The sequence below is a fragment of the Desulforhabdus sp. TSK genome (assembly GCF_022836495.1).
Classification (GTDB): Bacteria; Desulfobacterota; Syntrophobacteria; order Syntrophobacterales; family Syntrophobacteraceae; genus Desulforhabdus.
This window is the reverse complement of the sequence record NZ_BQXM01000012.1, coordinates 61822-87921: the sequence shown is the minus strand read 5'-3', so window position 1 is coordinate 87921 and position 26100 is coordinate 61822. Positions and strand designations below refer to the sequence as shown.

The following is a 26100-nucleotide window of genomic DNA, read 5'->3' as shown; positions in this document are numbered from 1 at the left end:
TTTTTAAACGCATGAGGAGAAAATGTGCGGGTCAACTCAAGTGCCCGACTGCCGTGATGCCAGCCCCCTCACGGTCCATTCCGCTTTTTCCATCCTTTTCGACACCCACCGGTTTTAGAGTTGACAAAACGTTAAGCAATACTATCCTGAGTCCAATTATCAGTAGGTTTCCTGCATACTATAGAAGAACAGGGCACAGCTTTTTTAGTTACTTATTGTTTACGAGCAGTGTTCAACTCTGTTTTGCCTGAAGTGTAATGCGTGAGAGAAAACATGTCTGAACCCAGATGAAAAAGGAGGAGTGTATGAAAGCGAATTTTCGGCTTGTTCGTCTGCTTGTACTCGCAGCTGTTTTTGCAGCCGCTGGCCTGGGCGTTCCCGGGACATCCAGTTCTTCAACGGGCACAACGTTGGACAACTTGATGGCCGCGTACAACGGCGAAAGCAATGCACATGCTAAATACCTGGAGTATGCCAAAAAAGCGGATCAGGAGGGTTACCTTAGGGTCGCCAGGCTGTTTCGAGCTGCCGCGAGAGCCGAGGAAATCCATTTGAACAATCATGCCCAGGTGATCGAAAGTATGGGTGGCAAACCGAAGGCGGATATCAAACTGCCGGAAATTAAATCCACTAAAGAAAATTTGGAAGATGCCCTGAAGGGCGAAAGCTATGAGCGCGATACCATGTATCCTGAGTTCATCGCACAGGCTGAAAAAGAAAAGAATGACGATGCCGTCCGGACCTTCACCTATGCCAAAGAGGCAGAGGCGGAACATGCCAAGCTCTACCAGGCAGCTTTGGGAGAACTCGACCAGTGGAAATCTGCCAAAGCCGATTTCTATGTATGCCCGACTTGCGGCTACACCGTTGAAAACACCCCGGGCTTCACGTCCTGCCCGGTCTGCAACACCCCCGCGAAGTTGTATGAGAAAATGAGCTAGCCATCGTTCTGAAGTCTTTCGCCGTGAATGGTTTTAAGCCGGTGTCTGTTTGAGGGCACCGGCTTTTTCATAAGGATAAGAACCGCCATGCATGATGGGCTCATTGCTTCTCTTTACCGGTTCCTTGGGAACCTGGGATATCACCATCCCCTGCACCCCACTCAGCTGCACATCCCGGTAGGGATGGTGATCGGCGCTTTTATCCTGGGTGTGATGGGGGCATTCCGCCATCATCGCGAACTGAAGCATGCCGCATGGTATTGCATGCTGATCGCTTTGGTCTTCACTTTTCCGACCATCCTGACGGGCCTTTTGGATTGGAGTCAGTTTTTCGCGGGCGCTATGCTGTTTCCATTCAAAATGAAGCTCATTCTAGCCGGCGTCTTGCTTTGTTTCCTCTTGACAGCCTATGGATTGGGGCGGAAGACCAAGGGAGAGCATGGCGCAATGGTCGCGATCTATACATTCTGTCTCCTGACGATTTTAGCGCTGGGTTACTTCGGCGGAGAGCTCGTATACGGAGCCAGGAGTGTCTCAACCCCTGAGGATTTTAAGGCTGGCGAGGCGATCTACGCCGAGAATTGCGGCGGTTGTCATCCCAATGGCGGTAATGTGAGTCACCCCAATCTGCCGGTTAAGAACTCTCCCAAAATTTCCAGCCAGGAGACATTTCTTGCCTGGATCAGGAAGCCGAAAGCCCCTATGCCCGCCTTCCCTCCCACTGCCATATCCGATGACCAGGCGAGGGAACTTTATCAATACATCACCAACGTGCTGAACAAATCGTGAGCCGTGAAGATATTTACTGACCCTTCCAGTTCCGAGCACGCGCATGAGGCTCTTTTCATAAAGAGGCTCGCTTCCGCAGTTCCGTGTCTCCAGGACCATGCAGAATTCACAAGCCGGCATAAAGCATGAAACCCCTTATACGGCTATTGCCCTGTCAGCTTCCATTGACTCGACTGAACAGCTCAGCTTACGGGCCGCTGCCTCCGGAGACGATAGACTTTCAGAACCTCAAACCACAAGATGCCCGCGATTCCGAATGCGAGGCAAAGGGCCAAGTCCAGCCGATGCAATTTGCTGAAATGGAAAAGGGCGCGCAAGGGTGGAATGTAGAGGACCAGTCCCAAGAAGGACATTGCTCCCCCGACCACCCACCAGAGAGCGACATTGGGGCTCCTCAACGTTGTCAGAGCTGTATGAGACCAGGATCGATTTGTCATGATAAGCGCAAGGTTGGCAATAATAAGCGACGAAAAGGCAAGGGTTCGCGCATCCTCTTCGCCTTGTCCCCGGAAGAGGGCAACCAGGTAAACCGCGAACACGATTCCGAGGACACTGACACCCTGCAGAAGACTGAGCGCCAGCACCTCCTTGCTGAACAGTGGTTTAAGGGGATCGCGTGGTGAACGCTTCATGATGCCGGCCTCCTCCGGTTCGTTTTCGAAAACGATGGAGCAGGCGGGATCGATGATGAGCTCGAGAAACGCAATGTGAATGGGTGACAAGATGAGAGGCCATTTGAAGAGGACCGGAAGGAGGGATAATCCGGCAATCGGAACGTGGATGGCCAGGATGTAGGCCATGGCCTTTTTGAGATTATCGAAAATCCTGCGCCCGAGTCGCACCGCCTGAACGATGGATGAAAAATCATCGTCCAAAAGTACCAGGGCGGCGGATTCGCGTGCCACATCGGTTCCTCTCCCGCCCATGGCAATTCCGATGTGGGCCGCTTTGAGTGCCGGAGCATCGTTGACGCCGTCCCCCGTCATGGCAACAATTTCCCCGTTAGCTTTAAGGGCATTGACCAGCCGCAATTTTTGCTCGGGCACCACTCGGGCAAAGATGTTGACGGTGCGGATGCGCTCTTGAAGCTCCGAGTCATCCAATGCATCGAGCTCAGGACCGGTCATGATCTCATCAAGCGGTGCGAGACCGATCTGCCGTGCGATGCTCAGAGCCGTACCGGGATAATCTCCGGTGATCATCACCACCCGTACCCCAGCTTGATAGCTCTCCTTGATGGAAGCGGGAACGCTTCGCCGAACCGGGTCGGCAAAGCCCACCAGCCCAACGAACTCGAAGGTAAAATCATGCTGCTCATGGGGAAGATTCGTCTGCACGAAGGCTGCCTTCGCCACACCCAGAACCCTGAGCCCTTCTCCTGCCATGGCGTGGACATGTGAGACGAGCATGCGCGTTGCACGCTCGTCCATGTGGCATAAATCGGCTATGGCTTCGGGAGCGCCTTTGGCTGCAATGATGTAGTCGCGCTCATCGGGGGATTTCCAAACATGCGAGAGGCTCAAGAGCTCCCTGGAAAGAGGATACTGTTGAACGAGAGTCCAGCTGGTGTGGATGTGCTCGGTTCCTGCCAGGTAATCCTCCCCGAGCCGCTTCAAGGCTTTTTCCATGGGATCGAAGGGGTCGTTTTGACTGGCTAGAATTCCGAACTCCACGAGTTCATGGAACTTTTCCGGCAGGGATGTGCCCTGGCGCGCGTTCGTGCTGTAGAAGGCTCCACCCGCAAAGATCTTGCTCACCGACATTTGATTGAGAGTGAGAGTGCCCGTCTTGTCCACACAGAGTACCGTGGCGGCACCCAGGGACTCAATGGCTGGGACACGACGGGTGAGCACCTGTTTTTGGGAAATGCGCCAGGCTCCCAGGGCCATAAAGATCGTCAACACCACGGGGAACTCTTCGGGGAGCATGGCCATGGCCAGGGAAATTCCGGCCAGAACGCCATTGAGCCAGTTGCCGCGGGTGATGGCATAGACAACCACCACAAGGGCACACAGGAGTATCCCCAATCCTGCCAGGTAGCGCACCAGGCGGTTCGTTTCCCTCTGGAGGGGCGTCTCTTCCGTTTCCACCGCATGGAGCGCCTTGCCGATCTTTCCCATCTCCGTTTGCATACCGACCGCCAACACGCGGGCCAGCCCCTGTCCTTGAACCACCAGGGAACCCGAATAGACAAAAGGAAGATCGTCCCCTCCGGGGCACGCCATCTCCCCCATATCGCTATCGCAAGGGATCTTGCGCACCGGTACGGATTCTCCTGTCAAAAGCGACTCATCCAGCGAAAGATTGGTACAGGAAAGAACCATGGCATCAGCCGGAACCCGGTCCCCTTCAACCAAAACCAGGATATCTCCCCGCACGACCTCCCGCCCCGGAATGCGCTTGACTCCACCTTCGCGAATGACCCGGGCGCGCGGGCTGGAGAGGTCTCGAAGCGCTTCGATCGCCCGTTCCGTTTTTCTCTCCTGGTAAAGAGTGATGCCCATCACAACCAGCACAAACCCAAGGAGCATCAAAGCTTCCTGGAGATCACCCAAAAGCAGGTAGATCGTGCCGCAGGCGGCCAGGAGCAGAAACATGGGCTCTCGAACAACGTCAAAGGCAATCGCAAAAACGCTTCGTTTCTTGGATGAGGGAAGCTCGTTGTAACCTTCGACCTCCAGCCTTTCAGCCACTTGATCGTCAGTCAGGCCGATGATGCCATCAGCGTTCATTTCATGCAGCATAAAAAATTATCCATCAAAGGGAAGTCTCAGTCGCCAAAATCGAACAGATCTTCCAAAAAGGATTTGCGCCGCTGTCCAGATTTTCCATAATGCTCATCCTGACGATGCCCGCTTCGGTGATGCTCATCATAATAGCGACGCTCGTCATGGTACGGCTCTCTGCGATATTCCTCTCCTTGCTGCTGGATGGGATTGGCCGGTCTTCCGCCGCCAGCGGTTTTTGATCGCTCGATCAAAATATCCAGTTCCCCACGGTCCAGCCAAATCCCTCTGCATTGGGGACAATAATCGATTTCGACTCCCTGTCTTTCGGTCATCAAAAGATGAACATCGCATGCGGGGCATTTCATCAGTTTGCTCCTTTCGAAAGCATCCAGTGAATAAGGGTAACGCCAACGATCAAGGGGGTTGGGAGATAGTGAAACTTTATCAAATGCCTTCTCTGGAAGGTGTTGAATGTGCCAAAGGCCTTTGAGTTGGATCCGATCTGTCCCTGCCTCGTCGTTGGTGATTCTAAAAGAGTCTCAGACCATCCTCATCTCATATTCATCTGCCAGGGCAATAGGAACGGGTAGCAGAAACTCGGCAGGCATCAGGCTGCTCAAAAAAGGAAAAAGCGAGTTGTACGTAGACGGTTTCATCTTTGCTTTCCTTTCAGGACAGATGCTCGTTCGCGTCCAGTGTTCCGGGCAGTCCATGTTGGAAGCGAGGGTACTCCCGCGAGATACAATATTCAAGTAAAAACCAATAGATGAACATTGTTGATGTCTGTGCCGATTATTCACTGCGCCTAATTTGGCAAGGTGGATAACCCTGCAGCGACGCTTAGTTCTGGATCAGCCGTTCCTTCCTGTGAGTGCGATAACTTCAGCATCCTTTCTTCCACTTTCCACCTTGCTGCCGGATCCAAAGCAGATTGCTCTGCGCCAATCCTGAGCGTGCAGGAATCGTACTCGGCTGCGCAAAAAGCGTAACTCAGCCAGCGGCCTGCCCTGTACCTGGGAACCTTGTGTCGCGGGGCTCGATCATGCCAGATCCTGTTGGTCTCCCTTGCCACTGTTCGTTTCAGCTGGCCTCCATCCTGTTCCTTCCGCCATGGAGCACCTCCCCTGTGCTGCATCGACATGCCACCGAAAGGAATGCCGGGGATGCCGATCTCTCGAAAAAGATCTAAAATGACAGAGACATTCCTTCTTGGTACAGGCGTTGCTTCATGCGTCAGGCAATAGAATGGATGAGTGTTCTGTAAAAGCCTTTTTTGAGAGGAGAAAAGAATGGCACGGTTGAGCAGGCTGTTCTTCACGTTATTGATATTTTGCATTGCGACATGTCCTGCAACCTCCGCACTCTCTGCCGAGAGGGGTGATGAAGAGGATGGGGTTCTGGTGGGGCGCATCTCTTACGTGGAAGGCGATTTGCTGCGCTACGTTCCCGAGGAGAAAGACTGGGAGGCGACCGTTGAAGATGTCCCCTTCGGCCTGGATGATGCTCTGTATTCCGATGACAATGCCAAAGCGGAATTCATCATGCCCAACGGCACTTGGATCAGGATGGGCGGTGTGACTCAGATCCAGCTCCTCGCCTTGAACGAAAAGGTGACCGAAGTCGACGTTGCATCGGGTGTTGCCCGTTTCTACAACAATGGAACAGGGGGTGTCGTCAAGGCAACCACTCCTTTCGGCTATGTGGTCGCACCGGCCGGGTCCAGCTTCGACCTTTATGTGGGGGATAGCTCGGTGGAGGTCATTCCCCTCAGAGGGAAGGTTGATTTTATCCACGAGGCAGACAACACACGCTATGACGTTTCCGGTTCGTCCTCACTCATCGCGGATAGCCGCGACGTCTCTTCGGGACAGGGGGTTGTCGATGCGGACTGGGATGACTGGAACAAAGATCGCGACGACCTATGGCGAAAAAGAACAGAGGTCCAGGGAGAATCCGTGCGCTATCTGCCCGAAGGCCTGCGTGACGAAGCCTACGAACTGGATGACAATGGGCGGTGGGAGCGAGTTTATTACGACGGGGACTATCACCAGTTCTGGCGTCCGGCCAGAGTGAGTGCCGGGTGGACTCCTTTCAGCGAAGGGAGATGGGTTGTCTACCATGGGGACAATTGCTGGGTTCCCGAGGAGCCTTTCGGATATGTGACACACCATTACGGCAACTGGGTCTATGCGGATGATGATTGGTATTGGGCTCCACCCGTGGTGAGCGTGGGTGTGAATGTCGCCCCTGCGGTCGGCATCGGTTTTGCCTGGTATCCGGGAAGAGTCGCCTGGATTCACAGGGACCGTCATGTGGGCTGGTTCCCCCTGGCACCCAGGGAGGTCTACTACGGACACCGCCATTGGGGACGGCATGCGTCGGTCATCCACCCGGGCGATCTCGAAAGGGTGACCATCGATCCTCACCGATACCGTTATGCCGACCGGGCCGTCGTTGTCGATCGCGATCATTTTTATCGGGCCAAAAACTATCACAACGTACGCATCAACAATATTAACAAAACGACCATCATCAATGACTACAGGGGAGCGCCGGTCGTCAGCAACAGGATGATCAACAACTTTGACAGCATGAAAGAAAGATATCGTTTCAAAGATGCTCCCGTTTCCAGAAAACCGCATCAGAATGTGCTCAACAGGATCGAGCACAATGAGGCGATTGCAAGGCATGCAGACCGTGCCAATCCCCGCAGCATAGAGCGGGATGTTCAACGGATGCGGCCGGGAAATGCCGAGCGGATGGATCGAATCCATACGCCCAAGGTGACCAAATGGCTTGTCAACGCTGACGCCGTGAATCGCCCGGGGAGCGAAATTCAGTTCGAACAAAAGGAATTGAAGCGAAACCAGAGAATGCGAAGAGAGGGTGCGAGCGCCACAGGGCCTGGAAGCCAGGGACGAGAGGGTGCCCGCTTCGGGCGACCTGCAACATCCGGCGACCTCCAGAGAGATTCCGTGCTCCAGGAGAATGCTCCCTCTCCCGATGTGAAGCGGAACCGATTTCAGCGGTTGGAACGTGAAGGTCGTCCGGAGCAGCCGGCTCAACCCCAGGGGGATGCTTCGGTTCCCGATGCCAAGCGGAACCGATTTCAACGGCTGGAGCGTGAAGGTCGTCCGGAGCAGCCGGTTCAACCCCAGGGGGATGTTTCTGTCCCCGATGTGAAGCGGAACCGATTTCAACGGCTGGAGCGTGAAGGTCGTCCGGAGCAGCCGGTTCAACCCCAGGGGGATGTTTCTGTCCCCGATGTGAAGCGGAACCGATTTCAGCGGATGGAACGTGAAGGTCGCCCGGAACAGCCGGTTCAACCCCAGGGGGATGTTTCGGTCCCCGACGTGAAGCGGAACCGATTTCAGCGGTTGGAGCGTGAAGGTCGGCCGGAACAGCCGGTTCAACCCCAGGGGGATGTTTCGGTCCCCGATGCCAAGCGGAACCGATTTCAACGGCTGGAGCGTGAAGGTCGTCCGGAGCAGCCGGTTCAACCCCAGGGGGATGTTTCAGTTCCCGATGCCAAGCGGAACCGATTTCAGCGGTTGGAGCGTGAAGGTCGCCCGGAGCAACCGGCTCAACCCCAGGGGGATGTTTCTGTCCCCGACGTGAAGCGGAACCGATTTCAACAGATGAGGCGGGAAGCACAGCCGGAGCAGCCTGCTGCCGGACTACCCGTGCAGAATGAGGCTCAGCGCTACAGATTCCAGCGCAACAGGCCGCAAGGTGGGACGCCGGCCGAAGGGAGCCGACAGAATGAAGTGATGCGAAATGAGGACCGGAATCGCAAGTTCGAGCGCCGAAGAAACCAGCCCGCTGAAGAGGCGCAAAATGTTCAGCCCATCCAGGACCCACGCGTCCGGAGAGAGCAGGGGGGAGCCCCTCAGGGTCAACAGAATTCTGAATTCCGACAAAAGGGGTCTCCGCGATGGGGAGGTGGAAGCCCTCAGTAACTGTCTGCAAATTCGTTTGTTCGTCATTCCGGCAGTCTTTAAGCCGGAATCCAGCCCAGCGAAAAACTGGATTCCGGCTAAAGACAGCCGGAATGACGAAACAGGGTGCATGCGGATGGTGCATAAAATGCGCCCTACCCGACGATGCCGACTTATTAGCTCCAGCCTTGAATCTGAGTACAAATTGCGTGGAGCATTTTCATGGGTCGGAAACGAGGCGCTCCAATTCGTCCAGGAGCTCATTGTCCACGATGGCGCGCTTCCGAATGGCATCAAAGGCAAAGAGAGCGAATGTCCCAACAGCGACAGCGCACAACTCACCCTTTCCATTGCGAAGAGAGCTCTCCATCAGGGCTTCCCGGTCACCGTGCATTGCTTTGACACCGGCTTCAAGGGTCAGTTCTTCATCCACATAGACCGGCTTCAGAAAATCGACGGTGATGGACCGGGTCAGGGACATTTTTTTCAAGAGACGGACAGCGGCCCAGCCCATGATTTCATCCAGCATGGTCGAAATGACGCCTCCGTGGACCAGGTTGCTCCAGCCACTCAAATGCTTCGGGACCCTGGGCCACGACAGAACCTTCTCTCCATCTGTGAAGAATGTCATCCTTAAGCCCGAGGGGTGATTTTGGCCACACGCAAAACAATTGTCACTGGTTCGGCTGGGAAGGCGCCTGTAAGAATCCTGCCCCATGAGCTCTACTCCTCCGGTGCCCCAATGGGCGATGTTTTACTCCAAACGGGTGAGATGCCGACTTGTTGGTGATCCTGTAGGAGCGGCTTCCAGCCGCGACAAAAAAAATAGCCGGGTCCCAACAGAATCGCGGCTGGAAGCCGCTCCTACGAAAGTCAAGATTTGAACCGTTCGCAGTATTACAGGTGGGAACAACGCTTCATCTCCATCTCAATCTCCCTCGAACGTCTCGCCGCTCCTGAGAGCCAGAAGCATGCGATTCATCCGGTCTTCCACGAGAGAGGTAATATCCGCGAGCGCCTTCAGGGCGGTGAGCAGCTTGCTCAGTTGCTGCCTGTGCTTGATTTTAAGCCCCGGATGGTCGAGTAGGCGCAAAACGTCTTCAAGGAAGCCGAGATTGGCCCTCGAGAACTCGGTATAGGCGAGTCTCGGCCACTGAGCGCGCAGGTCGTCCGGGATATGGCGGAGCTTTTGGGCGTATTCTTCCTCGCCCACGATCTCGATCGCCCTTTCCAAGTGCTTCAAATGCTGCAGGACTTCGTCTTTGTGTGCATCCCAGGCCCGGCTTTCGGCCAGGAGACGGTGCCACTTGGGCCGAATTTTGTTGTCGAGCCAGGCCCTTCCATGTTGAGGCAGGAAAAAGACGTTGGCTACGACCATCTGTTCGGCCAACAGCTCTTCACTCAGGTGCAGCAGCTCTTTTTGATCCTGGAGCTCGGACTGCTTCATGAGGATCAGTTCCCCCAGCCGAAGGAGGAGGGTGCTCTTGTCTTCCTCGTCCGACAGGACCTTGCGCAGTTCCATTTCCCACTGCTCACGCAGGAAGCTCATAACCGAATTGATGGCTGGAAAAACAAATCCGATTTTGATCAATGAATTGCGAAGCTCAAGAGCCACGGCGTTGCAGGCTTCCATGCGCTGGCGGGAGAGCTCCCGGCGCGCCGCTTCCGCCTGTTTGCGCTCCGTGATGTCTTCGAAGATACCGACGGCTCCCACAGGCGCTCCGTCGTCCGCCGTGATGCGACTGTAAAGGACCCTCAACGGGATGAGCTTATCGCTGACGATGGAGCGATACTCCCCTTCGTACTGGCCGATTTCCCCCGATAAGGCTTTGACGACGGCTGCGTGCATGGCCTCGTCCCGCAGCGATTGAAGCATATTGAGGCCGATGACTTTCTCTTTGGTTCCTCCGGTGATCTTGAAAAATTGCTTGTTGCAGCTGACAATATTCCCTTTCTGGTCGAAATGGAGGATTCCGAGTGGAGAATGTTCGAAGATCACCCGGTAGCGCTCTTCACTCTCCCGCAGTGCATCCTCGGCCAGCTTGCGGTCGGTGATGTCTTCCCAGATCCCCACGGTCCCCAGGAGCTTTCCTTCGTCGGTGGCGACTCGGCTGTAGAGAACCCGAAGGGGAGTGACCTTATCGCCCGTGGCGGAGCGATAATTTCCTTCATAAGTGCCAATCCTTCCAGACACGGCTTTGATGAATGCCGCAAGCATGTCAGGGTCCTTGATGGATTGGAACATGTTGAACCCGATGACCTTCTCCCTGGAGGCTCCGACGATGTTCAGGAATTGCCTGTTGCAGCTGACCACGTTGCCGTCGGGATCAAAGTGGGTGATTCCCAGGGGAGAGCGCTCAAAGATCACGCGGTATCGCTCTTCGCTCTCCTGGAGTGCTTTTGCCGCTTCCCTGCTCTGGGTGAGATCCCGGATAAGCCAGTACAGAACGATCCCATGCCCCTCAGTCTCATGGATTATCCTCACGGTGAGGGATGCCGGGAATTCCCTGCCGTCTAAAGTCAAGAGGGATTCCTCCCATGCATGAACTTCCTGCTGGGCCTGCAACTGCCTGAGTCGTTTGTTGAATTCGTCGCGATTTTTTTCCGCCAGGAAGGAATCCAGAGGTTTGCCCTCCAGAGGCTCATCGACGGCATTGAATAACGCCAGTGCAGCGTGGTTGGCTTCCCGGATGACGCCGTCGGTATGGGAAACAATGCAGGCGTCCGGAATGAGCTCAAAGAGGCGGCGATACTTTTCAGCCCCAACCTCTGTAGCCAGGCAGCAGGCCGATAACTCTTCATTCTTTCGGCGGAGCTCGTCGTTTGCGGCTTCCAATTCCTCCAGGGCGGCCCGGTAATCCTCGGTGGTTTGTGGCGGCGAATTCCCCATTGTCGTTTGGACCTCCATTCTCGCGATGTGAAGCAAAAAGTCGGTCAAACTGAAAAGCGGCTCTTCTCCCTGTGTACCCTCCTAAAATGCCGACATCCCGTCGCTCCCAGGCAGGATGACCGGCACTGAACCTGTCGGTTGTCTATGTCCATATTCATATGAGCGCGAATTGAGCATCCAGTGAAGTATATGCTTGCGGGCAATGAGAGTTATACTCATTGAGGATACAAAGCTTCGCTTTTGTAGGAGCGGCTTCCAGCCGCGACCGCGTCATCTTCGCGGCTGGAAGCCGCTCCTACAACGAACAGATGGTCATCAAATCAAAAGATCCGAACCTCAACGAGTACACAAAAATTTTACACACTTCTTTGGCATTTGTCGCCGAGATTCGATGCAGGGTGGAGAGGAGATTTGGGGCGCTCACCGGAGTGGGATGAAATCCGGTGAGCGTTTTTATGAGGACAGGTTGCGCCGGGAACAGGGGCACCTGAGAGGTTGTCTGCAGTCCGGTATTTTGTCGAGTGGCAGGTCGTCATTCCGGCCAAAGCCGGCACCCGGCATTTCTTCCGGATTGCAGGGCAGGCCCGGAATGACGACCTCCGTATATCGGTTACTTCGTCGCGTGGAGGAGTACTTAAGCCTTCGTCTCCGCAGGTTCTTTGGCGGCAAGGCTCGACTCGATTTTTACGAAAATGCCGCTGGCAATCTTGAGACCGATCAGCAGCACCGACAGCACCAGGAAAACCCCGAAAAAGCGGATGACGAGCGTCCCAATAGCATAGGCCCAGAAATCGTCCATGGGGCCGCCTATGACGGTAATTTGGCCGTCGGCTCTGCCGTCGCTGTCCAGGGGGCCACCGTCCTTCACGGTGAATTCCATCCTGTGAACCCGGTTATCCAGATCCTCGTGGGTCACGGGGACCTCCGTCCACGGAGTGGATGCATTGGGATTGAATACCCAAAAGGCGGTCGATGCATTGAAGTAGTTGGAAGCACTGGAAACTTTGACCTCTCCGCCCGGGGACACACCGCTCGCCTTGACGACGAAAAGCGCCGAGCGGAAGTCTTTGATGTCCACCTCAGGCCGTTCGGCCTCTGCGAAAGGTTTGCCTTCCACCGACTCCAGCTTTCCTCCTGATACGGCAAAGTCGATCTGGATGCTAAGGTTTCTTCCCCGGGGAATGAGCTTGGCTGTTACGACCTCTCCCTCCGTCGTGAAGGTTGGCTTGGGAATTTCCAGGTCCTCTCCGATGAAGGCCGCCCATGACGTTGAGGAAAAGAGGGCTGTTGCCATCAGGATAACCACACAGAGCACCATTTTGGATTTTGATGCCCGAATCAGCTGTGACAGTCTTTTCAGATCCATCGTCCTTCCTCCTAATTGAACATGGCAATGAGCATGCCGGCTGCTGCCGCCGAGCCGATGACCCCGGCCAGGTTCGGTCCCATGGCGTGCATGAGGAGCCAGTTGTTGGGGTCGGCTTTACGGCCTTCGACGTGAGACACCCGCGCGGACATGGGGACTGCCGACACGCCGGCTGACCCGATGAGAGGGTTGATTTTGTCCTTCTTGATGAAGAAATTCATGATGTGGACGGTCAGGATGCCGCCTGCGGTGCAGATGACAAAGTCCACCAGCCCCAGCACGAAAATCATGAAAGGCTTCAAGCTCAGGAACTTGTCGGCCTGCATGGTCGCTCCCACCGCTACTCCCAGAAAGATGGTCACGATGTTCATGAGGTCGTTTTCAGCCGTTTCCGAAAGGCGCTTCACGACACCGGATTCCCTCATGAAGTTCCCCAGCATGAACATGCCCATCAGGGGGGCGATGGCCGGAACCAGGAGGACGATCAGGGTACAGCCGATCAACGGGAAAATAAGCTTTTCCCGTTTGGAAACTTTCCGCAGCTGGCGCATCTTGATCTTGCGCTGCGCGGGAGTGGTCAGGAGCCGCATGATGGGCGGCTGGATGAGGGGCACCATGGCCATGTAGGAATAGGCCGCGAGGGCGTTGGCACCCAGGATGTGCGGCGCGAGCTTCGCTGTCAGGTAAATGGTGGTGGGACCGTCCGCGCCGCCGATGATCCCGACGGAGGCCGCTTCCTTCAGGCTGAAGCCGAGAAGGAGGGTTCCTATGTATGTTACGAAGACACCCAGCTGCGCCCCCGCCCCGATGATGAGGGTCTTGGGATTCGCAATGAGAGGGCCGAAGTCTGTCATGGCGCCCAGGCCTAGAAATATGACGCAGGGGATGATTTCCCATTCGATACCGTACTTGTAGAACGCCCTGATGAGCTCCGGATTGCCGTGCTCGGTAAAGCCCATGAGGGGTGTCAGGGGAAAGTTCACCAGGAAGATTCCGAAGCCGATGGGCAGGAGCAGCAGGGGCTCATACTCCTTGGCCACCGCCAGATAGAGGAAGAACAGGGCGATGCAGAGCATGATCACCTGCCCAAAGCCCACGTGGGGAATACCGGTTTGCGTGAACAAAATGTTCTTGATCAGTTCGAGGACATAGTCCCAAGTCATTGCATAAGCTCCTTTTTAAATGGAAGATGCTCAGTCTTACAGAAAAAATTACTCAAAAATTGCGGGAAAGCCTGGTGTGTGCGGAGCTGAGGAATTGCATCGGGAGTCGAAGGCGAGCATCTTTCGAGCAGAAGTGGCAAACGTCCGAAAATTTCCGTTCAGTCAGGCAAGCCAGAAAATCTTTTGTTTGTCAGCCCTCCTTTCCTGTTCACGGGATGTGGCGCATGTCGCGACGGTACTCATGGAGCGGCCCCTCAGATCCCTAAACTTTTCCCCAAGGGGAAACCTGGCGGTCGTACCAGCCCGGACCAAGACGGCCCCACCCGTGTGAGCACGCATCTCGCGCCGGCCTGTGTGGCTCGAATGGGAATATCAAGCTACGAAACAGCTACAGTTTAGCTATATGAGGATCTCAGTCAAGAACTTTTTTTATGGGCAATCGATATTTCCATGGATGACGGAAGGCAAAAAATAGTTGTTGACAATCCGTATGTCATAAAGCTATGTTGTAGCCGCAATATAGCTTATCGGTCTTTTCCACATCCTTATGGATTGTTCCGGGGTAGGGAAATGCTGGGGAGTGAGAGGCCTGGATGAGCGGTGCCGAGCAAGACTCAAACACGTCAACGCGTGCATTTCAGCGCGAGGGCCATAGGATGACGTGATACAGGGGGCGAAAGCCCAGTTCAACCTTGTCCAAATTTTTTCACCAGGAGGTATTCGATGGTAGATCTACCGAAAACGATCAAGCAGTGGCAAATGGTTCAGCCTACGGCAAAGAACAAGGAAACCGGAGAGGTAACGCCCGGGAAGCTTGAAATGGCGGAAATTCCCGTTCCCGAATTGAAAGAGGGTGAAGTGCTCGTTCAAATCGCCGGGTGCGGCGTGTGCCATACCGACCTCGGTTACTTCTACGACATGGTCCCCACGGTATCCAAGCCGCCTCTGGCCCTCGGGCACGAGATTGCAGGCACCGTTGTCGCCGGTGACCCCGCATGGATCGGCAAGGAAGTCATCATTCCCGCGGTCATGCCCTGTAGAAAATGCGAGCTCTGCAAAACCGGCCGCGGCAATCGCTGCCTCGCGCAGAAAATGCCCGGCAACTCCATCGGTGTCTATGGCGGTTTCGCAAGCCACATTCCTGTCCCCACCATCGACTTGTGTGAAGTGAAAAATCGCGGGAGCTATGCCCTGGAACAGTTGGCCGTCATCGCCGACGCCGTGACGACGCCTTACCAGGCTGCCAAGAGAGCCGATCTGCAGCCGGGCGACAACGTCATCGTCATCGGGGCTACGGGCGGCGTGGGCGTCTACATGGCACAGACCGCGAAGGCCCTTGGCGCCAAAACGGTCATCGGCATCGCCAGAAACGAGGAAAAGCTCAAGAGAGCCCTCGATTATGGCTGTGACCACGTCATCAGCACCGTCGACAAAACCAATAAGGATGTCGTCGGCGACTTCAAGGCCTTCTGCAAATCCAAGGGCCTTTCCGGCACCGGATGGAAGATCTTCGAAGTAACGGGCTCCAAGCCGGGTCAGGGACTCGCTCTCGATCTGCTGTCCTTCGTGGGCAAGCTGATCCTGGTGGGCTTCGGCATGGCCAAGAACGAGTACATGTTCTCCAAGCTGATGGCCTTCGATGCGGAAGTGATCGGTACCTGGGGCTGCCTCCCCGAGTACTATCCCATCGTTCTCGACATGGTCCTTTCCAAGAAGATCGTCATCGATCCTTTTGTGGAAGTAAGGCCCATGAGCACCATCGCAGCGACGTTCGACGAAATTCACAAAGCGGGGTCCCCGGCGAAGCGCGTCGTTCTCACGCCGGACTTCAAGTAGTTTTTGGTGAAAGAGTTTTATTAGCTGGTTTCGGTAACAAGGTGTTTCAGTATCGGTAAAGGGTGTCTTGTGTTTTTGGGGCGGGTGCCCCACAGGAAAATGAAAGCGCCTTTTTGGCAAGAGACGTTACACGGTTTGCACATCTTAAGGAGGATATTATGAGCTTGAGCTGGATGCCCAGGGAGCATGGTAAGAAGGATCACGACAGGTACGGTAAGGAACATTGGGGAACCGAAGCTCCCTGCGTAGTCTATGAGAAGAAACCCATCAAGGATCCCAAGGGCAACGTAGTTCCCAACCTTTACAGCGCATGGATTACCCTCAACAATCCTGCACAGTACAACTCCTACACGACGGAAATGGTGAAGGGTGTCATCGCCGGCTTCGAAAATTCCTCCACCGATCGTGAAGTTGTGGCAGTCGTTTTCACCGGTACCGGTCCTTTCTCCTTCTGCACCGGCGGCAACACGAAGGAATATTCCGAATACTACAGCAAGCGGCCTGAAGAGTATGGTGCTTACATGGAGCTCTTCAACAACATGGTGGACGCCATCCTCATGTGCAAGAAGCCCGTCATCTGCCGCGTGAACGGGATGCGCGTTGCCGGTGGTCAGGAAATCGGTACTGCCTGTGACATCACCATCACCTCCGACCTCGCCATCTTCGGCCAGGCCGGTCCCCGTCACGGTTCCGCTCCCGTGGGCGGTTCCTCCGACTTCCTCCCCTGGTTCCTGAGCATCGAAGATGCCATGTGGAACTGCGTGAGCTGCGAAATGTGGTCGGCTTACAAAATGAAAGCCAAGAACCTTGTTTCCAAGGCAGTTCCCGTCCTGAAGGACGACAAGGGCAACTGGGTGAGAAACCCCCAGATCATCACCGATACGTACGTCAAAGACGGTGAGATCGTTTATGGTGAGTTCAAGAGCGGCAACGAGCTGAAGGAAGCCCGCGCCTGGGTAGGCGAGAAGATGAAGAAGGGCGAAGTGGATTTCTCGCTTCTCGACGCCGAAGTCGACAAAATCATCTGGACCTTTGCAAACCTCTTCCCCGGCTGCCTCATGATGTCCATCGACGGCATCCGCAACAAGAAGAAATTCTTCTGGGATCAGGCCAAGAACCCCAACAGGCACTGGTTGGCCGCCAACATGATGGGCGAAGCCTTCCTGGGCTTTGGCGCCTTCAACACCAAGAAGATCACCAATATGGACACCATCGACTTCCTCAAGTATCGTCAGCTCGTTACCGAGGGAACGCTGGTGGACGAAAACTTCATGGAACAGGTTCTCGGAAAACCGCAGAAGTAAAAGCAGCAGCATGAGCAATAAAAAAGGGGGGCTTTGCCCCCCTTTTTTATTGCTCATGCTGCTCCAAGATCGGATGGATTTAAAGGACTCCGGGCTTGCAACTCTATGGTGATGAAATCCAGACCTTATGATGGCTTTTGTAGGAGCGGCTTCCAGCCGCGACAGAATTAGCCGGCTTCCAAGAGAGTCGCGGCTGGAAGCCGCTCCTACAAAAGCCAAGATTTCATTGGTTCACGGTATAAATACAGCTTAAGTACCCAAGTAAAAGTTTTCTAACAAAACGAACCGTTCGCCCTGAGCCTGTCGAAGGGCATGTCTGGTTGTGCCCTTCGACAGGCTCAGGGCGAACGGACAGCAAGACAAAATGTTAAGAAATATACGCTCAGGTACTTAAACATTCCGGAACAGGCGCCCACTCATGCGTAATCCCCCGCCTCTCTGTCGTCCTGGGTCAGCGAACTGAGCTCTTTAGTGAATTTGATGCCGTAGCGTTTCATCCTGTTCCAGACCGTCACCCTGGAGACTCCCAATAATTCCGCGGCAAGGGATTGATTGCCCTTGGCGCGGTCCAGGGCGTCGATGAGCTGGTATTTGCGCAGATCGTCCTTGCTCGACCTGTCCAGCGTTTCGGAGCTTTCTTTCATCCGGGTGCTGGAGCTTAGCAGGTCCGGGGGCAGGTGGTGCGGCTCGATCATACGGTCCTGGCAGGTCACAAAGGCATACTCGAAAGCGCTCTTGAGCTCCCGGACATTGCCGGGCCAGGCGTACTGCAGGAATAGTTCCATGGCGCTCTTGCTGATCCCCTCGATGGGTTTCTGTCCTTTCAGACGGATCTTCCGAAAAAAGGATTCTGCCAGCAGGGGAATGTCTTCCACGCGCTCCCGGAGGGGAGGCAGGACGATGGGAATGACGTTGATGCGGAAATAAAAATCCTGCCGAAATACTCCTTTCTCCACAAGCCGGGGCAGGTTCCGGTTGGTGGCGGAGATGATGCGCACATCCACGGGTATGGGGTTATTGTCCCCCACTCGCTCGACGATCTTCTCCTCGAGCACCCTCAGGAGCTTCACCTGGGTGGAAAGGGGCAGGTCTCCTATTTCATCCAGAAAAAGATCTCCTCCCTGGGCCATTTCGAAGCGTCCCGCCCGACTCTTGTATGCCCCGGTAAAAGCTCCCTTCACGTGACCGAAAAGCTCGCTCTCCAAAAGGGATTCCGTCAGGGAGGCACAGTTCACCTTCACATAGGGGCCTTTGCGCCTTTCTCCCACCTGGTGAATGGCCCTGGCGACCAATTCCTTGCCCGTGCCGCTCTCACCGAGGATGATGACAGGGGCGTCCGAATGGGCAGCATTTTCAATGAGGTCGAAAACCTGCCGCATTTGGGCCGAGGTTCCAATAATCCCCTGGAAGGAGTTTTCCAGCCTCAGCTCGCGCCGGTAGGCGGCCAGCTGCCGGTCTTTCTCCACCAGTTCCGTGATGTCCGTGATGGTTTCGACGGCTCCAATGACATTGCCTCGACTGTCCTGAAGGGGAGAGGCATTCTTCAAAACCTGAACGTAGGTCCCGTCTTTGCGCATGATGGTGCAGCGGCGGGTGTTCAGGGTACCGTTCTTGAAGAGCTGACACCAGTGATCTCCGCTGCGCTCCCGCACCATGCAGTAGATGCTGCAGTTCAGGATGGAGCACTTCTGGCCGATGAGCTCGCTCCGGGTGTAGCCGGTCATCGTTTCCATTGCGTTGTTGACCGACACGATGGAGCCCCCCGTATCGACAATCATGATCCCGTCCCGGATGGTGCTCACCACCGTCTTCCAGTACCGATCCAAATCTTCTTCAAACATGAGCTATCCGATGTTCAATTCGCAACACGTGTTAAACAAGGTTTTTTAACGATTTTACAGTTTCTTTATCTATGGCGGCTTAGCAACTTTACCCTACTGTAACATAATTCCGCAATAAACCTGATAGTTGAGCTCCCGAGACGAGAAGCCACGCCGTTTCTGGATGCCTGGCACCGAGTTTGCTCTTGTCGAATGGCGGAAACCAACGAAAGGAGCATGTTCGACTTGAAACAGACAGCGCACTATGTGCTCGACTTCAGGGAGACCATCACCTCTCTGGCGCTCCTGAAAATGACTCAGGTGCTGAGGGAGATGGAGACGGACGAGATCCTGGAGATCGTCATCCGGGACCCCGATGCTCGCACAGACGTTCTCAAAGTCATCCCCGCCTCTTTCTGTGAGCTCATCAAGATGGAGCTCAACGAAGATGCGGATTTGTGCCGGATGCATTTGAGGAAAACCAGGCGATTCGGACCATGATTCCGGTATCCCGCACCATTGGTGATCGAGGCGCATCGCGGGAAAAGCCATGGCGGTGATCGCTGCCTCCTCGCTTCAAACAGACCGGCAACTTACAACAAAAGAAAGAGGAAGCCCATGAGTTTTCAAAAACGACTCTCGTCAGGTGAATTTGTAGTCCTTGCGGAGATGAATACCCCGAAGGGCGTCGACACCTCCCAGTTTCTAGGATTTGCCAGAAAAATCAAAGGGCGCGTCGATGCCGTAGTCGTACCGGATATGGACAACGGCATCATGAAAATGAGTGCCCTGGCGGGCGGAGTACTCATGCAGCAGCAGGGGATCGAGGCCGTCATTCATGTTTATTCCCGCGATCGAAACCGTTTGGCGCTGCAGGGAGACATCCTGGCTGCTCACGCCCTCGGCATCCAGAATCTCCTTGTGGTTTGCGGAGAGGACATCAGTTGCTGCGATCATCACGATGCCAAAGCGGTCAACGACCTGGATGAGGTAGGGCTGCTCCGCGCCATTCAGACCCTCGAAAAGGGAACGGACCTTGCGGGTATGGACTTGAACGGCAGTCCGAGCTTTCTGGCCGGCTGTACCATCGCGTCGTGCCCGACCGAACAGAGTTTGGAAGAAGAAATGGAGAAAGCCCGGTTGAAGATAGCGACAGGGGCGCGCTTCGTGGTGACGCCGCCTGTATTCGATGTGGCGCAGTTTGAACCGTTCCTTGCCGAGCTCAAGACCCTGGGAGTACCCGTCATCCCGACGGTATTTCTCCTCAAGTCAGTCGGCGTCGCGCGCTACATCGCCACCAATGAGCCCTCTGCAGGCATCACCGAAGACCTGATTCGCCGTATCCGCAAAGCATCGGATCGTGAAATGGAATGTGTGAGGATCGCCGGTGAGACGGTAGCGGCCTTGAAGCAGAAGGTGGAAGGAGTGCGGATCGTCACTTTGGGATGGGAACACCGGCTTCCCGCGATTCTGGACTGTGCCGGACTCTAAATTTCAAAAGACAGAGACCAAGCGGTGAATCATTTCGACTCCAAAAGGGTGGATTGAAATCAAATGGAAGCTCCAAAAAGATCTCAAACGAGTAACAGCGTACTCATCGTAGGGGGAGGCATGGCCGGCATCAGGTCGGCGCTGGACCTCGCCGAGGCGGGCAGGGACGTCGTCCTCATGGACAAGGCGTACTCCATAGGCGGTTTGATGACGAGCCTCGATCGGACTTTCCCTACCAATAACTGTGACCTGTGTACTTTGTCTCCCCATCTATCCGAAAGCGGCCGTGACCTGCGCATCGAGCTCATGCCCCTCAGTCGCCTGGACGACGTGCAGGGAGAGGCAGGGGAGTTCAAGGCCACCGTGACGAGTGAGCCCCGATACATCGACCTGGCCAAATGTACGGCCTGCGGCGAATGCTACCGCGCCTTCCCCGAGGCGGTGCGTTTCACTCCGGGCCTGGACCATCGGGCGCCCACCTGCATGCGGTATCCCCAGGCAACCCCGTATGCCTTTTCCATCGATATGGAGCGCTGCGACAATATCGATGAGCTGGTGCGCATCTGCCCGGCCTCGGCCATTCTCCCCGAGGACACCCGGAAAACACGCACCCTGGACGTGGGCTCCATCATCCTGGCCCCCGGCGCGGACCTTTTCAACCCCCGGGTGCTGGATACCTACCAGTACGGGGTGCTGCCGGATGTGGTGACCAGCCTGGACTATGAGCGCATTCTTTCGGCCTCCGGCCCCACCAAGGGCGAGCTGCTCAGGCCTTCCAACGGGAAGAGCCCGAAGAAAATCGCATGGATACAGTGTGTCGGGTCGCGCGGCGTTCAAAAGGGACTGGTTTCCTACTGTTCGAGTGCCTGCTGCATGTACGCCCTGAAGGAGGCCATGGTCACCCGGGAGCGCTTCGGCGGCGAGGTGGAAACCACCATCTTCTACATGGATATGCGGACGGCCGGCAAAGACTATGAAACCTATCTCGAACGGGCCAGGAACGAATACGGCGTTCGCCTGGTGCGCAGCCGTCCCCACACTGTGGAGATGGAACCGTCCACCGGCGAGCTCGTCCTCTCGTATTTCACTTACGACGGCAAGGTGGCTCTCACCGAAAGGTTCGACATGGTGGTGCTCACCGTGGGCTTCCGGATCGGGGCCGAATTGACCGAGATGGCCTCCCGGTTGGGAATCGAGCTGAACCAGCACAACTTCGCCCAGACGGGGACCTTCAATCCCGTGGCCACGTCACGGCCCGGCATCTATGTGTCGGGGCTCTTCGAAAGCCCCAAGGACATCCCCGCCACCGTGGTGCAGGCGAGTGCGGCGGCCTGCTGCGCCGCAGCCGACCTGTCGCCCCTTCGCGTCGTCAGCCGCAAGGAGGAAGAACTGCTCCCCGAGCGCGATGTAGAGGGAGAGGAGCCGCGCATCGGCGTCTTCGTGTGCGATTGCGGCTTCAACATCGGATCGGTGGTGAACGTGGCGGAAATCGCACAATCCATGAGCCGCCTGCCCCAGGTAGAGGTTTCGGAGGTGGTCGGTCACGGATGCAGCCGTGAATCGATCGAGCACATCCAGAAGACCATCCGCGACAGGAAGCTCAACCGCGTCGTCATGGGCGCCTGCTCTCCGCGGACTCACGAGACCCTTTTCCAGGATATGCTCCGCAAAGCCGGCATCAACAAGTACCTCCTCGAGATCGCCAATCTGAGGGACCAGGATGCATGGGTGCATTCCGACCGGCCCAGGGACGCTTCGGCCAAGGCGGATGAATTGATGCGCATGGCGGTCGCCACCGTTCGCCACGCCCGCCCGCTGACGGACTATCACCTGGCCATGAACAAGGATGTCCTGGTGGTCGGCGGCGGAGTCGCGGGTATGAGCGCGTCCCTGAGCCTGGCCGATATGGGCTACCGGGTCTTCCTGGTGGAGCGCAGTGGGAAGTTGGGCGGTGTCGCCAGAAACGTGCATCGGACTCTCAGGGGAGAGGATGTTCAGGCCGGCATCGATGCCCTCATCGACCGCACCGAGCATCACGATCGCATCCAGGTCCTCAAAAATGCCATGATCGTCGACCATTCGGGAATGGCCGGGATGTTCAAGACCGGTATCCAGGTGGCACCCCAGATGTTCTACCGCGAGATCAAGCACGGCATCACGATCCTGGCCACGGGGGCCCTGCCCAATCGTCCCAAGGAATACCTCCTGGGCCGGCACAAGGCCGTGGTCACCCAGCTGGACCTGGACGGACTCCTGGCCAGGGATCCCGAAGCCGCCAGGGGTTGGAACGACGTGGTGATGATCCAGTGCGTCGGATCGAGGGTTCCCGAGAACCCCAACTGCTCCAGGGTGTGCTGCCAGGCTGCCGTCAAGAATGCCCTGCGCATCCGTGAGCTGAACCCCGATGCATGCATCTATGTGCTCTACAGAGACATGCGGACGGCGGGCTTCGACGAGGACTATTTTCGAAAGGCCCGGGAGCAGGGGATCATTTTCACCCCCTATGACCTGGATGCCAAGCCTGAAGTGGAGCCCAGCGGCGATGCTGTGTCGGTGACCTTCACCGACCCCATCCTCCGGAGAAGATTCCGCCTGGATGCAGACTGCCTGGCTTTGAGCACCGGGTTCATAGCCGACGAGGAATCCACGGAAGATCTCGGCGCCATCTTCAAGCTGCCCCGGACGCCCGATGGCTATTTCCTCGAGGAGCATGTCAAGCTCCGTCCGGTGGACCTCCCCATCCCGGGCTTTTTTGTGGCCGGGACGGCCCATGCCCCCAAGACCATCCGGGAGAGCATCGCCCAGGGCCAGGCTGTCGCCGGCCGTGCCCAGACGCTCCTGGCTCGGGACGTTATCAACCTTGGCGCCGCCGTGGCCCAGGTGGACGGGACCAAGTGCGCCGCCTGTCTCATCTGTGTACGGGCCTGTCCCTTCGGTGTGCCCTTCATCAACGAGAAGGGATATTCGGAGATCGATCCCTCCAAGTGCCATGGGTGCGGTGTGTGCGCTTCGGAGTGTCCGGCCAAGGCCATTCAGCTCATGCAGTTTGAGGACGACCAGATCATGGCCAAACTCGAAGGACTACTGGAAAGGATTTCATAATGGAGACATTTGAACCGGTCATCGTTGCGTTCTGTTGTCATTACTGTGCCTATACGGCTGCGGATATGGCGGGAAGCATGAGGCTTCACTATCCGCCCAATGTGAAAATCATTCGCGTGCCCTGTTCAGGAAAGGTCGATGCCATCCACATCATGAAAGCCCTTGAAAAGGGCGCCGACGGGGTGATTGTCGCAGGGTGCCTGGAGGGAGACTGCCACTTCAAGAATGGGAACATCCGGGCAGCCCATCGTGTGGACAGCGTCAGGAAAATCCTGGGAGACATCGGCATGGGAGGGGATCGCGTGGAGATGTTCACCATGTCGGCGGGGATGGGGGAACGTTTTGCCCTGGTCGCCACCGAATTTACGGAAAAGATCTGCAAGCTGGGCGCCAATCCGGTCAAGAGCGGGACAGACATGGGAATGCATCAGGCCGCGTGCTAGCTGCTAGAAAAGGAGAGTTAACGAAGATGATAACCGCGGAACGAAAACCGATGGAAGAGATCATCGGGAGTGTAAGCCCCTACCGGCGCATCCTACTGGTCGGCTGCAACGAATGCGTCACGGTGTGTGCGGCGGGTGGCCGCAAGGAAGTGGGCCTCTTGGCTTCGGCCCTGAAAATGCACTTCGCCAAGGAGGGCAATCCCGTCGAGATCGAGGAAGTCACCCTGGAAAGACAGTGCGACCCCGAATACGTGGAAGAGCTGCTCCCCAGGATGGATCAGGCAGACGCGGTGCTGTCCATGGCCTGCGGCTGCGGAGCCCAGGAAGTGGCGCGGCGCTACAAGGAAAAACCTGTTTTTCCCGCCGTGAACACCCGGTTCATGGGGGCTTCCGAGCGCCAGGGCGTCTGGGCCGAACGGTGCGCCGGCTGCGGCAACTGTGTCCTGGGCATCACGGCGGGAGTGTGCCCCATCGCCCGCTGTTCCAAACAACTGCTCAACGGACCCTGCGGCGGCTCCACGAGTGGGAAGTGCGAAGTCGATCCGGACATCGACTGTGCCTGGCAGCTTATCTGGGACCGGCTGAAGGCCCTCGGGATGCAGGAGCGCTACGAGGATAACATTCCCGCCAAAGACTGGCGGACTGGAAGAGGCGGGGGACCGCGACGCATCGTGAGAGAGGATCTGGCATCATGAAGACGGAAAGCACACTGGAAAAGATACTGGCAGCAGGTCACCTGGCCGTGACGTCGGAATGCGGACCACCGCGCGGGGCGCTCCCCAACAAAGTCAAGGAAAAGGCGGAGCTGCTGCGGGGCTGTGTCGACGGCATCAACGTCACGGACAACCAGACAGCCATGGTCCGCATGTCGAGCCTGGCTGCCTGCATCATCATCCAGAACATGGGCCTGAACCCCATACTCCAGATGGTCAGCCGAGACCGAAACCGCCTGGCCATGCAGAGTGACATCATCGGGGCCTATTCCCACGGGGTGGACACCATGCTCTGCCTCTCGGGCGATCATCCCCGCTTCGGTGACCACCCCATGGCGGCCAACGTGCACGATATCGATTCCATCCAGATGGTGGACATGGTGCGCAACATGAGGGATGAAGGCAAGTTCCAGGGGGGTGAGAAGATCGACGGCTCACCGAAGATGTTCATCGGAGCTGCGGCCAATCCTTTTGCCGATCCCTTTGAGCTGAGAGTGGCGCGACTCGCCAAGAAGGTGAAGGCGGGAGTCGATTTCATCCAGACTCAGTGCATCTTCAACGTGGACAAGTTCGAGAAGTGGATGGAAGGCGTTCGCGAACGGGGACTTCATGAGAAGGTGGCCATCATGGCCGGCATCACTCCCATGAAATCCGTGGGCATGGCGCGGTACATGAAAAACAAGGTGCCCGGCATGGATGTGCCGGATGAGGTGGTCCAGCGTATGGCGGGTGTGCCCAAGGAGAAGCAGTCCGAGGAAGGGATCAAGATCTGCGTCGAGACCATTCAGCGCCTGAAGGAAGTGGAAGGGGTGAGAGGGTTTCACATCATGGCCATTGAATGGGAGCAGAAGGTGCCCGAAATCGTGGAGAGGGCGGGGTTACTGCCCAGGCCTGTCGTTTAGAGACCCGTGAAATCGGTTTAGACGCTTTACCAAGAGTAAAACAACAGTCCATTTCATTGAAAAAGCAAACACATTGACCTTCGCAGAGAGCTGCGGAAAGGAGCTTTAAATGACCAAGCAACCTTACATTATGGTAGTGGACGATGATCCGGATCTGGTGGAAGCTGTTTCCATGAAGCTGGCAAGTTACGATTATCGGATCGGCAAGGCTTATGACGGACAGGACGCTTTGGAGAAGATTCAGCGGGAGAAGCCCGACCTGCTGGTTCTGGATGTCATGATGCCCCGGAAAAACGGCTATGAGCTTTGCAACCAGCTCAAGACGGACCCCAACTACAAGGACATCACGGTGGTTCTTCTGACGGCTGTGGCGGACAACGTTCCCACGACAAGCTATACCCACCTCGACGGAAAATCCACCCTGGCCGACGATTACATCGCCAAGCCCGTCGACCTGGAAAAGCTTTCGGAAATCGTTAAGGACTATCTCGTGTAATACGCAATGACATGGGGGTGCGGGAGAATATTATGAAACATGGTGCTATCCCGCACCCCCGTCCCAGCAGAAAATGAGGGGATGAACGACCGTATTGTCCAATCCACACGCCGGGCAGCAAAAACGGCGCGGCCCGGCCGGCACGGTTGGCAGTCCCTCGGATTGTTAAGGGGAATC

At 56.1% G+C, this 26100-nt stretch carries 20 protein-coding genes; 12 read left to right on the top strand and 8 right to left on the bottom strand.

Annotated elements, in window-relative coordinates:
* The first annotated feature begins 305 nt into the window (after window positions 1–305).
* Window positions 306–941, top strand: a complete 636-nt coding sequence (locus tag MWC30_RS09275) for a rubrerythrin family protein (RefSeq protein WP_244083890.1) — start codon at window positions 306–308, stop codon at window positions 939–941.
* Window positions 942–1028: 87 nt separating this feature from the next.
* The gene (locus tag MWC30_RS09270; protein WP_244083889.1) at window positions 1029–1730 is read left to right on the top strand and encodes a DUF2231 domain-containing protein; all 702 of its coding nucleotides are present in this window, start codon (window positions 1029–1031) and stop codon (window positions 1728–1730) included.
* Between the two features lie 182 nt (window positions 1731–1912).
* Here the strand turns inward: MWC30_RS09270 and MWC30_RS09265 are convergent, their stop codons facing one another.
* The 3 genes from MWC30_RS09265 to MWC30_RS09255 form a co-directional block, all read right to left on the bottom strand.
* Complete coding sequence (locus tag MWC30_RS09265) at window positions 1913–4474, bottom strand: cation-translocating P-type ATPase (RefSeq protein ID WP_244083888.1); 2562 nt, start codon at window positions 4472–4474, stop codon at window positions 1913–1915.
* Between the two features lie 26 nt (window positions 4475–4500).
* Entirely contained in the window at window positions 4501–4824 is a 324-nt protein-coding gene (locus tag MWC30_RS09260) for a zf-TFIIB domain-containing protein (RefSeq protein WP_244083887.1), read from the bottom strand.
* A gap of 440 nt (window positions 4825–5264) precedes the next feature.
* The gene (locus MWC30_RS09255) at window positions 5265–5795 is read right to left on the bottom strand and encodes a hypothetical protein (RefSeq protein ID WP_244083886.1); all 531 of its coding nucleotides are present in this window, start codon (window positions 5793–5795) and stop codon (window positions 5265–5267) included.
* A 64-nt stretch (window positions 5796–5859) separates the two neighbouring features.
* Between MWC30_RS09255 and MWC30_RS09250 the strand changes: the two genes are divergently transcribed.
* Window positions 5860–8418 carry a DUF6600 domain-containing protein gene (locus tag MWC30_RS09250; protein WP_244083885.1) on the top strand — a complete coding sequence of 853 codons (2559 nt, stop codon included), beginning with the start codon at window positions 5860–5862 and terminating at the stop codon, window positions 8416–8418.
* Between the two features lie 199 nt (window positions 8419–8617).
* On the opposite strand, the gene MWC30_RS09245 is transcribed toward MWC30_RS09250, so the two are convergent.
* The 4 genes from MWC30_RS09245 to MWC30_RS09230 form a co-directional block, all read right to left on the bottom strand.
* On the bottom strand, window positions 8618–9028 hold the full coding sequence (locus MWC30_RS09245) for a PaaI family thioesterase (RefSeq protein ID WP_244083884.1): 411 nt from the start codon (window positions 9026–9028) through the stop codon (window positions 8618–8620).
* A gap of 297 nt (window positions 9029–9325) precedes the next feature.
* The gene (locus MWC30_RS09240; RefSeq protein ID WP_244083883.1) at window positions 9326–11287 is read right to left on the bottom strand and encodes a PAS domain-containing protein; all 1962 of its coding nucleotides are present in this window, start codon (window positions 11285–11287) and stop codon (window positions 9326–9328) included.
* 634 nt (window positions 11288–11921) lie between these two features.
* Window positions 11922–12653 carry a choice-of-anchor U domain-containing protein gene (locus tag MWC30_RS09235; protein ID WP_244083882.1) on the bottom strand — a complete coding sequence of 244 codons (732 nt, stop codon included), beginning with the start codon at window positions 12651–12653 and terminating at the stop codon, window positions 11922–11924.
* Window positions 12654–12664: 11 nt separating this feature from the next.
* Window positions 12665–13816, bottom strand: coding sequence for a sodium ion-translocating decarboxylase subunit beta (locus tag MWC30_RS09230; RefSeq protein ID WP_244083881.1), 1152 nt, complete (start codon window positions 13814–13816; stop codon window positions 12665–12667).
* A gap of 723 nt (window positions 13817–14539) precedes the next feature.
* On the opposite strand from MWC30_RS09230, the gene had reads away from it, so the two are divergent.
* The gene (gene had, locus MWC30_RS09225) at window positions 14540–15652 is read left to right on the top strand and encodes a 6-hydroxycyclohex-1-ene-1-carbonyl-CoA dehydrogenase (RefSeq protein WP_244083880.1); all 1113 of its coding nucleotides are present in this window, start codon (window positions 14540–14542) and stop codon (window positions 15650–15652) included.
* 158 nt (window positions 15653–15810) lie between these two features.
* The gene (gene oah, locus MWC30_RS09220; RefSeq protein ID WP_244083879.1) at window positions 15811–16956 is read left to right on the top strand and encodes a 6-oxocyclohex-1-ene-1-carbonyl-CoA hydratase; all 1146 of its coding nucleotides are present in this window, start codon (window positions 15811–15813) and stop codon (window positions 16954–16956) included.
* 416 nt (window positions 16957–17372) lie between these two features.
* Here the strand turns inward: oah and MWC30_RS22655 are convergent, their stop codons facing one another.
* Window positions 17373–18797, bottom strand: a complete 1425-nt coding sequence (locus tag MWC30_RS22655) for a sigma-54-dependent Fis family transcriptional regulator (RefSeq protein WP_269467779.1) — start codon at window positions 18795–18797, stop codon at window positions 17373–17375.
* Window positions 18798–19022: 225 nt separating this feature from the next.
* Here MWC30_RS22655 and MWC30_RS09200 point away from each other — a divergent pair, with 225 nt between their 5' ends.
* The 7 genes from MWC30_RS09200 (at window position 19023) to MWC30_RS09170 (ending at window position 25923) form a co-directional block, all read left to right on the top strand.
* Entirely contained in the window at window positions 19023–19277 is a 255-nt protein-coding gene (locus MWC30_RS09200; RefSeq protein WP_244083878.1) for a hypothetical protein, read from the top strand.
* A gap of 117 nt (window positions 19278–19394) precedes the next feature.
* Complete coding sequence (locus MWC30_RS09195; RefSeq protein ID WP_244083877.1) at window positions 19395–20267, top strand: methylenetetrahydrofolate reductase; 873 nt, start codon at window positions 19395–19397, stop codon at window positions 20265–20267.
* A gap of 63 nt (window positions 20268–20330) precedes the next feature.
* The gene (locus MWC30_RS09190) at window positions 20331–23369 is read left to right on the top strand and encodes an FAD-dependent oxidoreductase (RefSeq protein ID WP_256461236.1); all 3039 of its coding nucleotides are present in this window, start codon (window positions 20331–20333) and stop codon (window positions 23367–23369) included.
* Entirely contained in the window at window positions 23369–23812 is a 444-nt protein-coding gene (locus MWC30_RS09185; RefSeq protein WP_244083875.1) for a hydrogenase iron-sulfur subunit, read from the top strand. The genes MWC30_RS09190 and MWC30_RS09185 overlap by 1 nt, the downstream gene beginning before the upstream one ends.
* Before the next feature lie 26 nt (window positions 23813–23838).
* Complete coding sequence (locus tag MWC30_RS09180) at window positions 23839–24507, top strand: methylenetetrahydrofolate reductase C-terminal domain-containing protein (RefSeq protein WP_244083874.1); 669 nt, start codon at window positions 23839–23841, stop codon at window positions 24505–24507.
* Window positions 24504–25427, top strand: a complete 924-nt coding sequence (locus tag MWC30_RS09175; protein ID WP_244083873.1) for a methylenetetrahydrofolate reductase — start codon at window positions 24504–24506, stop codon at window positions 25425–25427. Before MWC30_RS09180 ends, MWC30_RS09175 begins: the two co-directional genes overlap by 4 nt.
* Before the next feature lie 109 nt (window positions 25428–25536).
* Window positions 25537–25923 (top strand): two-component system response regulator, encoded by a 387-nt coding sequence (locus MWC30_RS09170; RefSeq protein WP_244083872.1) that lies wholly within the window; start codon window positions 25537–25539, stop codon window positions 25921–25923.
* Window positions 25924–26100 lie beyond the last annotated feature (177 nt).

What these genes read in the sequence shown, in the direction of transcription:
- MWC30_RS09190 (WP_256461236.1), top strand. Translation starts at nt 20,331, where the DNA reads ATGGAAGCTCCAAAAAGATCTCAAACGAGTAACAGCGTACTCATCGTA.
- MWC30_RS09275 (WP_244083890.1), top strand. Translation starts at nt 306, where the DNA reads ATGAAAGCGAATTTTCGGCTTGTTCGTCTGCTTGTACTCGCAGCTGTT.
- MWC30_RS09195 (WP_244083877.1), top strand. Translation starts at nt 19,395, where the DNA reads ATGAGTTTTCAAAAACGACTCTCGTCAGGTGAATTTGTAGTCCTTGCG.
- MWC30_RS09230 (WP_244083881.1), bottom strand. Translation starts at nt 13,816, where the DNA reads ATGACTTGGGACTATGTCCTCGAACTGATCAAGAACATTTTGTTCACG.
- oah (WP_244083879.1), top strand. Translation starts at nt 15,811, where the DNA reads ATGAGCTTGAGCTGGATGCCCAGGGAGCATGGTAAGAAGGATCACGAC.
- MWC30_RS09175 (WP_244083873.1), top strand. Translation starts at nt 24,504, where the DNA reads ATGAAGACGGAAAGCACACTGGAAAAGATACTGGCAGCAGGTCACCTG.
- MWC30_RS09170 (WP_244083872.1), top strand. Translation starts at nt 25,537, where the DNA reads ATGACCAAGCAACCTTACATTATGGTAGTGGACGATGATCCGGATCTG.
- MWC30_RS09270 (WP_244083889.1), top strand. Translation starts at nt 1,029, where the DNA reads ATGCATGATGGGCTCATTGCTTCTCTTTACCGGTTCCTTGGGAACCTG.
- MWC30_RS09260 (WP_244083887.1), bottom strand. Translation starts at nt 4,824, where the DNA reads ATGAAATGCCCCGCATGCGATGTTCATCTTTTGATGACCGAAAGACAG.
- MWC30_RS09235 (WP_244083882.1), bottom strand. Translation starts at nt 12,653, where the DNA reads ATGGATCTGAAAAGACTGTCACAGCTGATTCGGGCATCAAAATCCAAA.
- MWC30_RS09185 (WP_244083875.1), top strand. Translation starts at nt 23,369, where the DNA reads ATGGAGACATTTGAACCGGTCATCGTTGCGTTCTGTTGTCATTACTGT.
- MWC30_RS09255 (WP_244083886.1), bottom strand. Translation starts at nt 5,795, where the DNA reads ATGCAAAATATCAATAACGTGAAGAACAGCCTGCTCAACCGTGCCATT.
- MWC30_RS09245 (WP_244083884.1), bottom strand. Translation starts at nt 9,028, where the DNA reads ATGACATTCTTCACAGATGGAGAGAAGGTTCTGTCGTGGCCCAGGGTC.
- MWC30_RS09180 (WP_244083874.1), top strand. Translation starts at nt 23,839, where the DNA reads ATGATAACCGCGGAACGAAAACCGATGGAAGAGATCATCGGGAGTGTA.
- MWC30_RS22655 (WP_269467779.1), bottom strand. Translation starts at nt 18,797, where the DNA reads ATGTTTGAAGAAGATTTGGATCGGTACTGGAAGACGGTGGTGAGCACC.
- had (WP_244083880.1), top strand. Translation starts at nt 14,540, where the DNA reads ATGGTAGATCTACCGAAAACGATCAAGCAGTGGCAAATGGTTCAGCCT.
- MWC30_RS09265 (WP_244083888.1), bottom strand. Translation starts at nt 4,474, where the DNA reads ATGCTGCATGAAATGAACGCTGATGGCATCATCGGCCTGACTGACGAT.
- MWC30_RS09240 (WP_244083883.1), bottom strand. Translation starts at nt 11,287, where the DNA reads ATGGGGAATTCGCCGCCACAAACCACCGAGGATTACCGGGCCGCCCTG.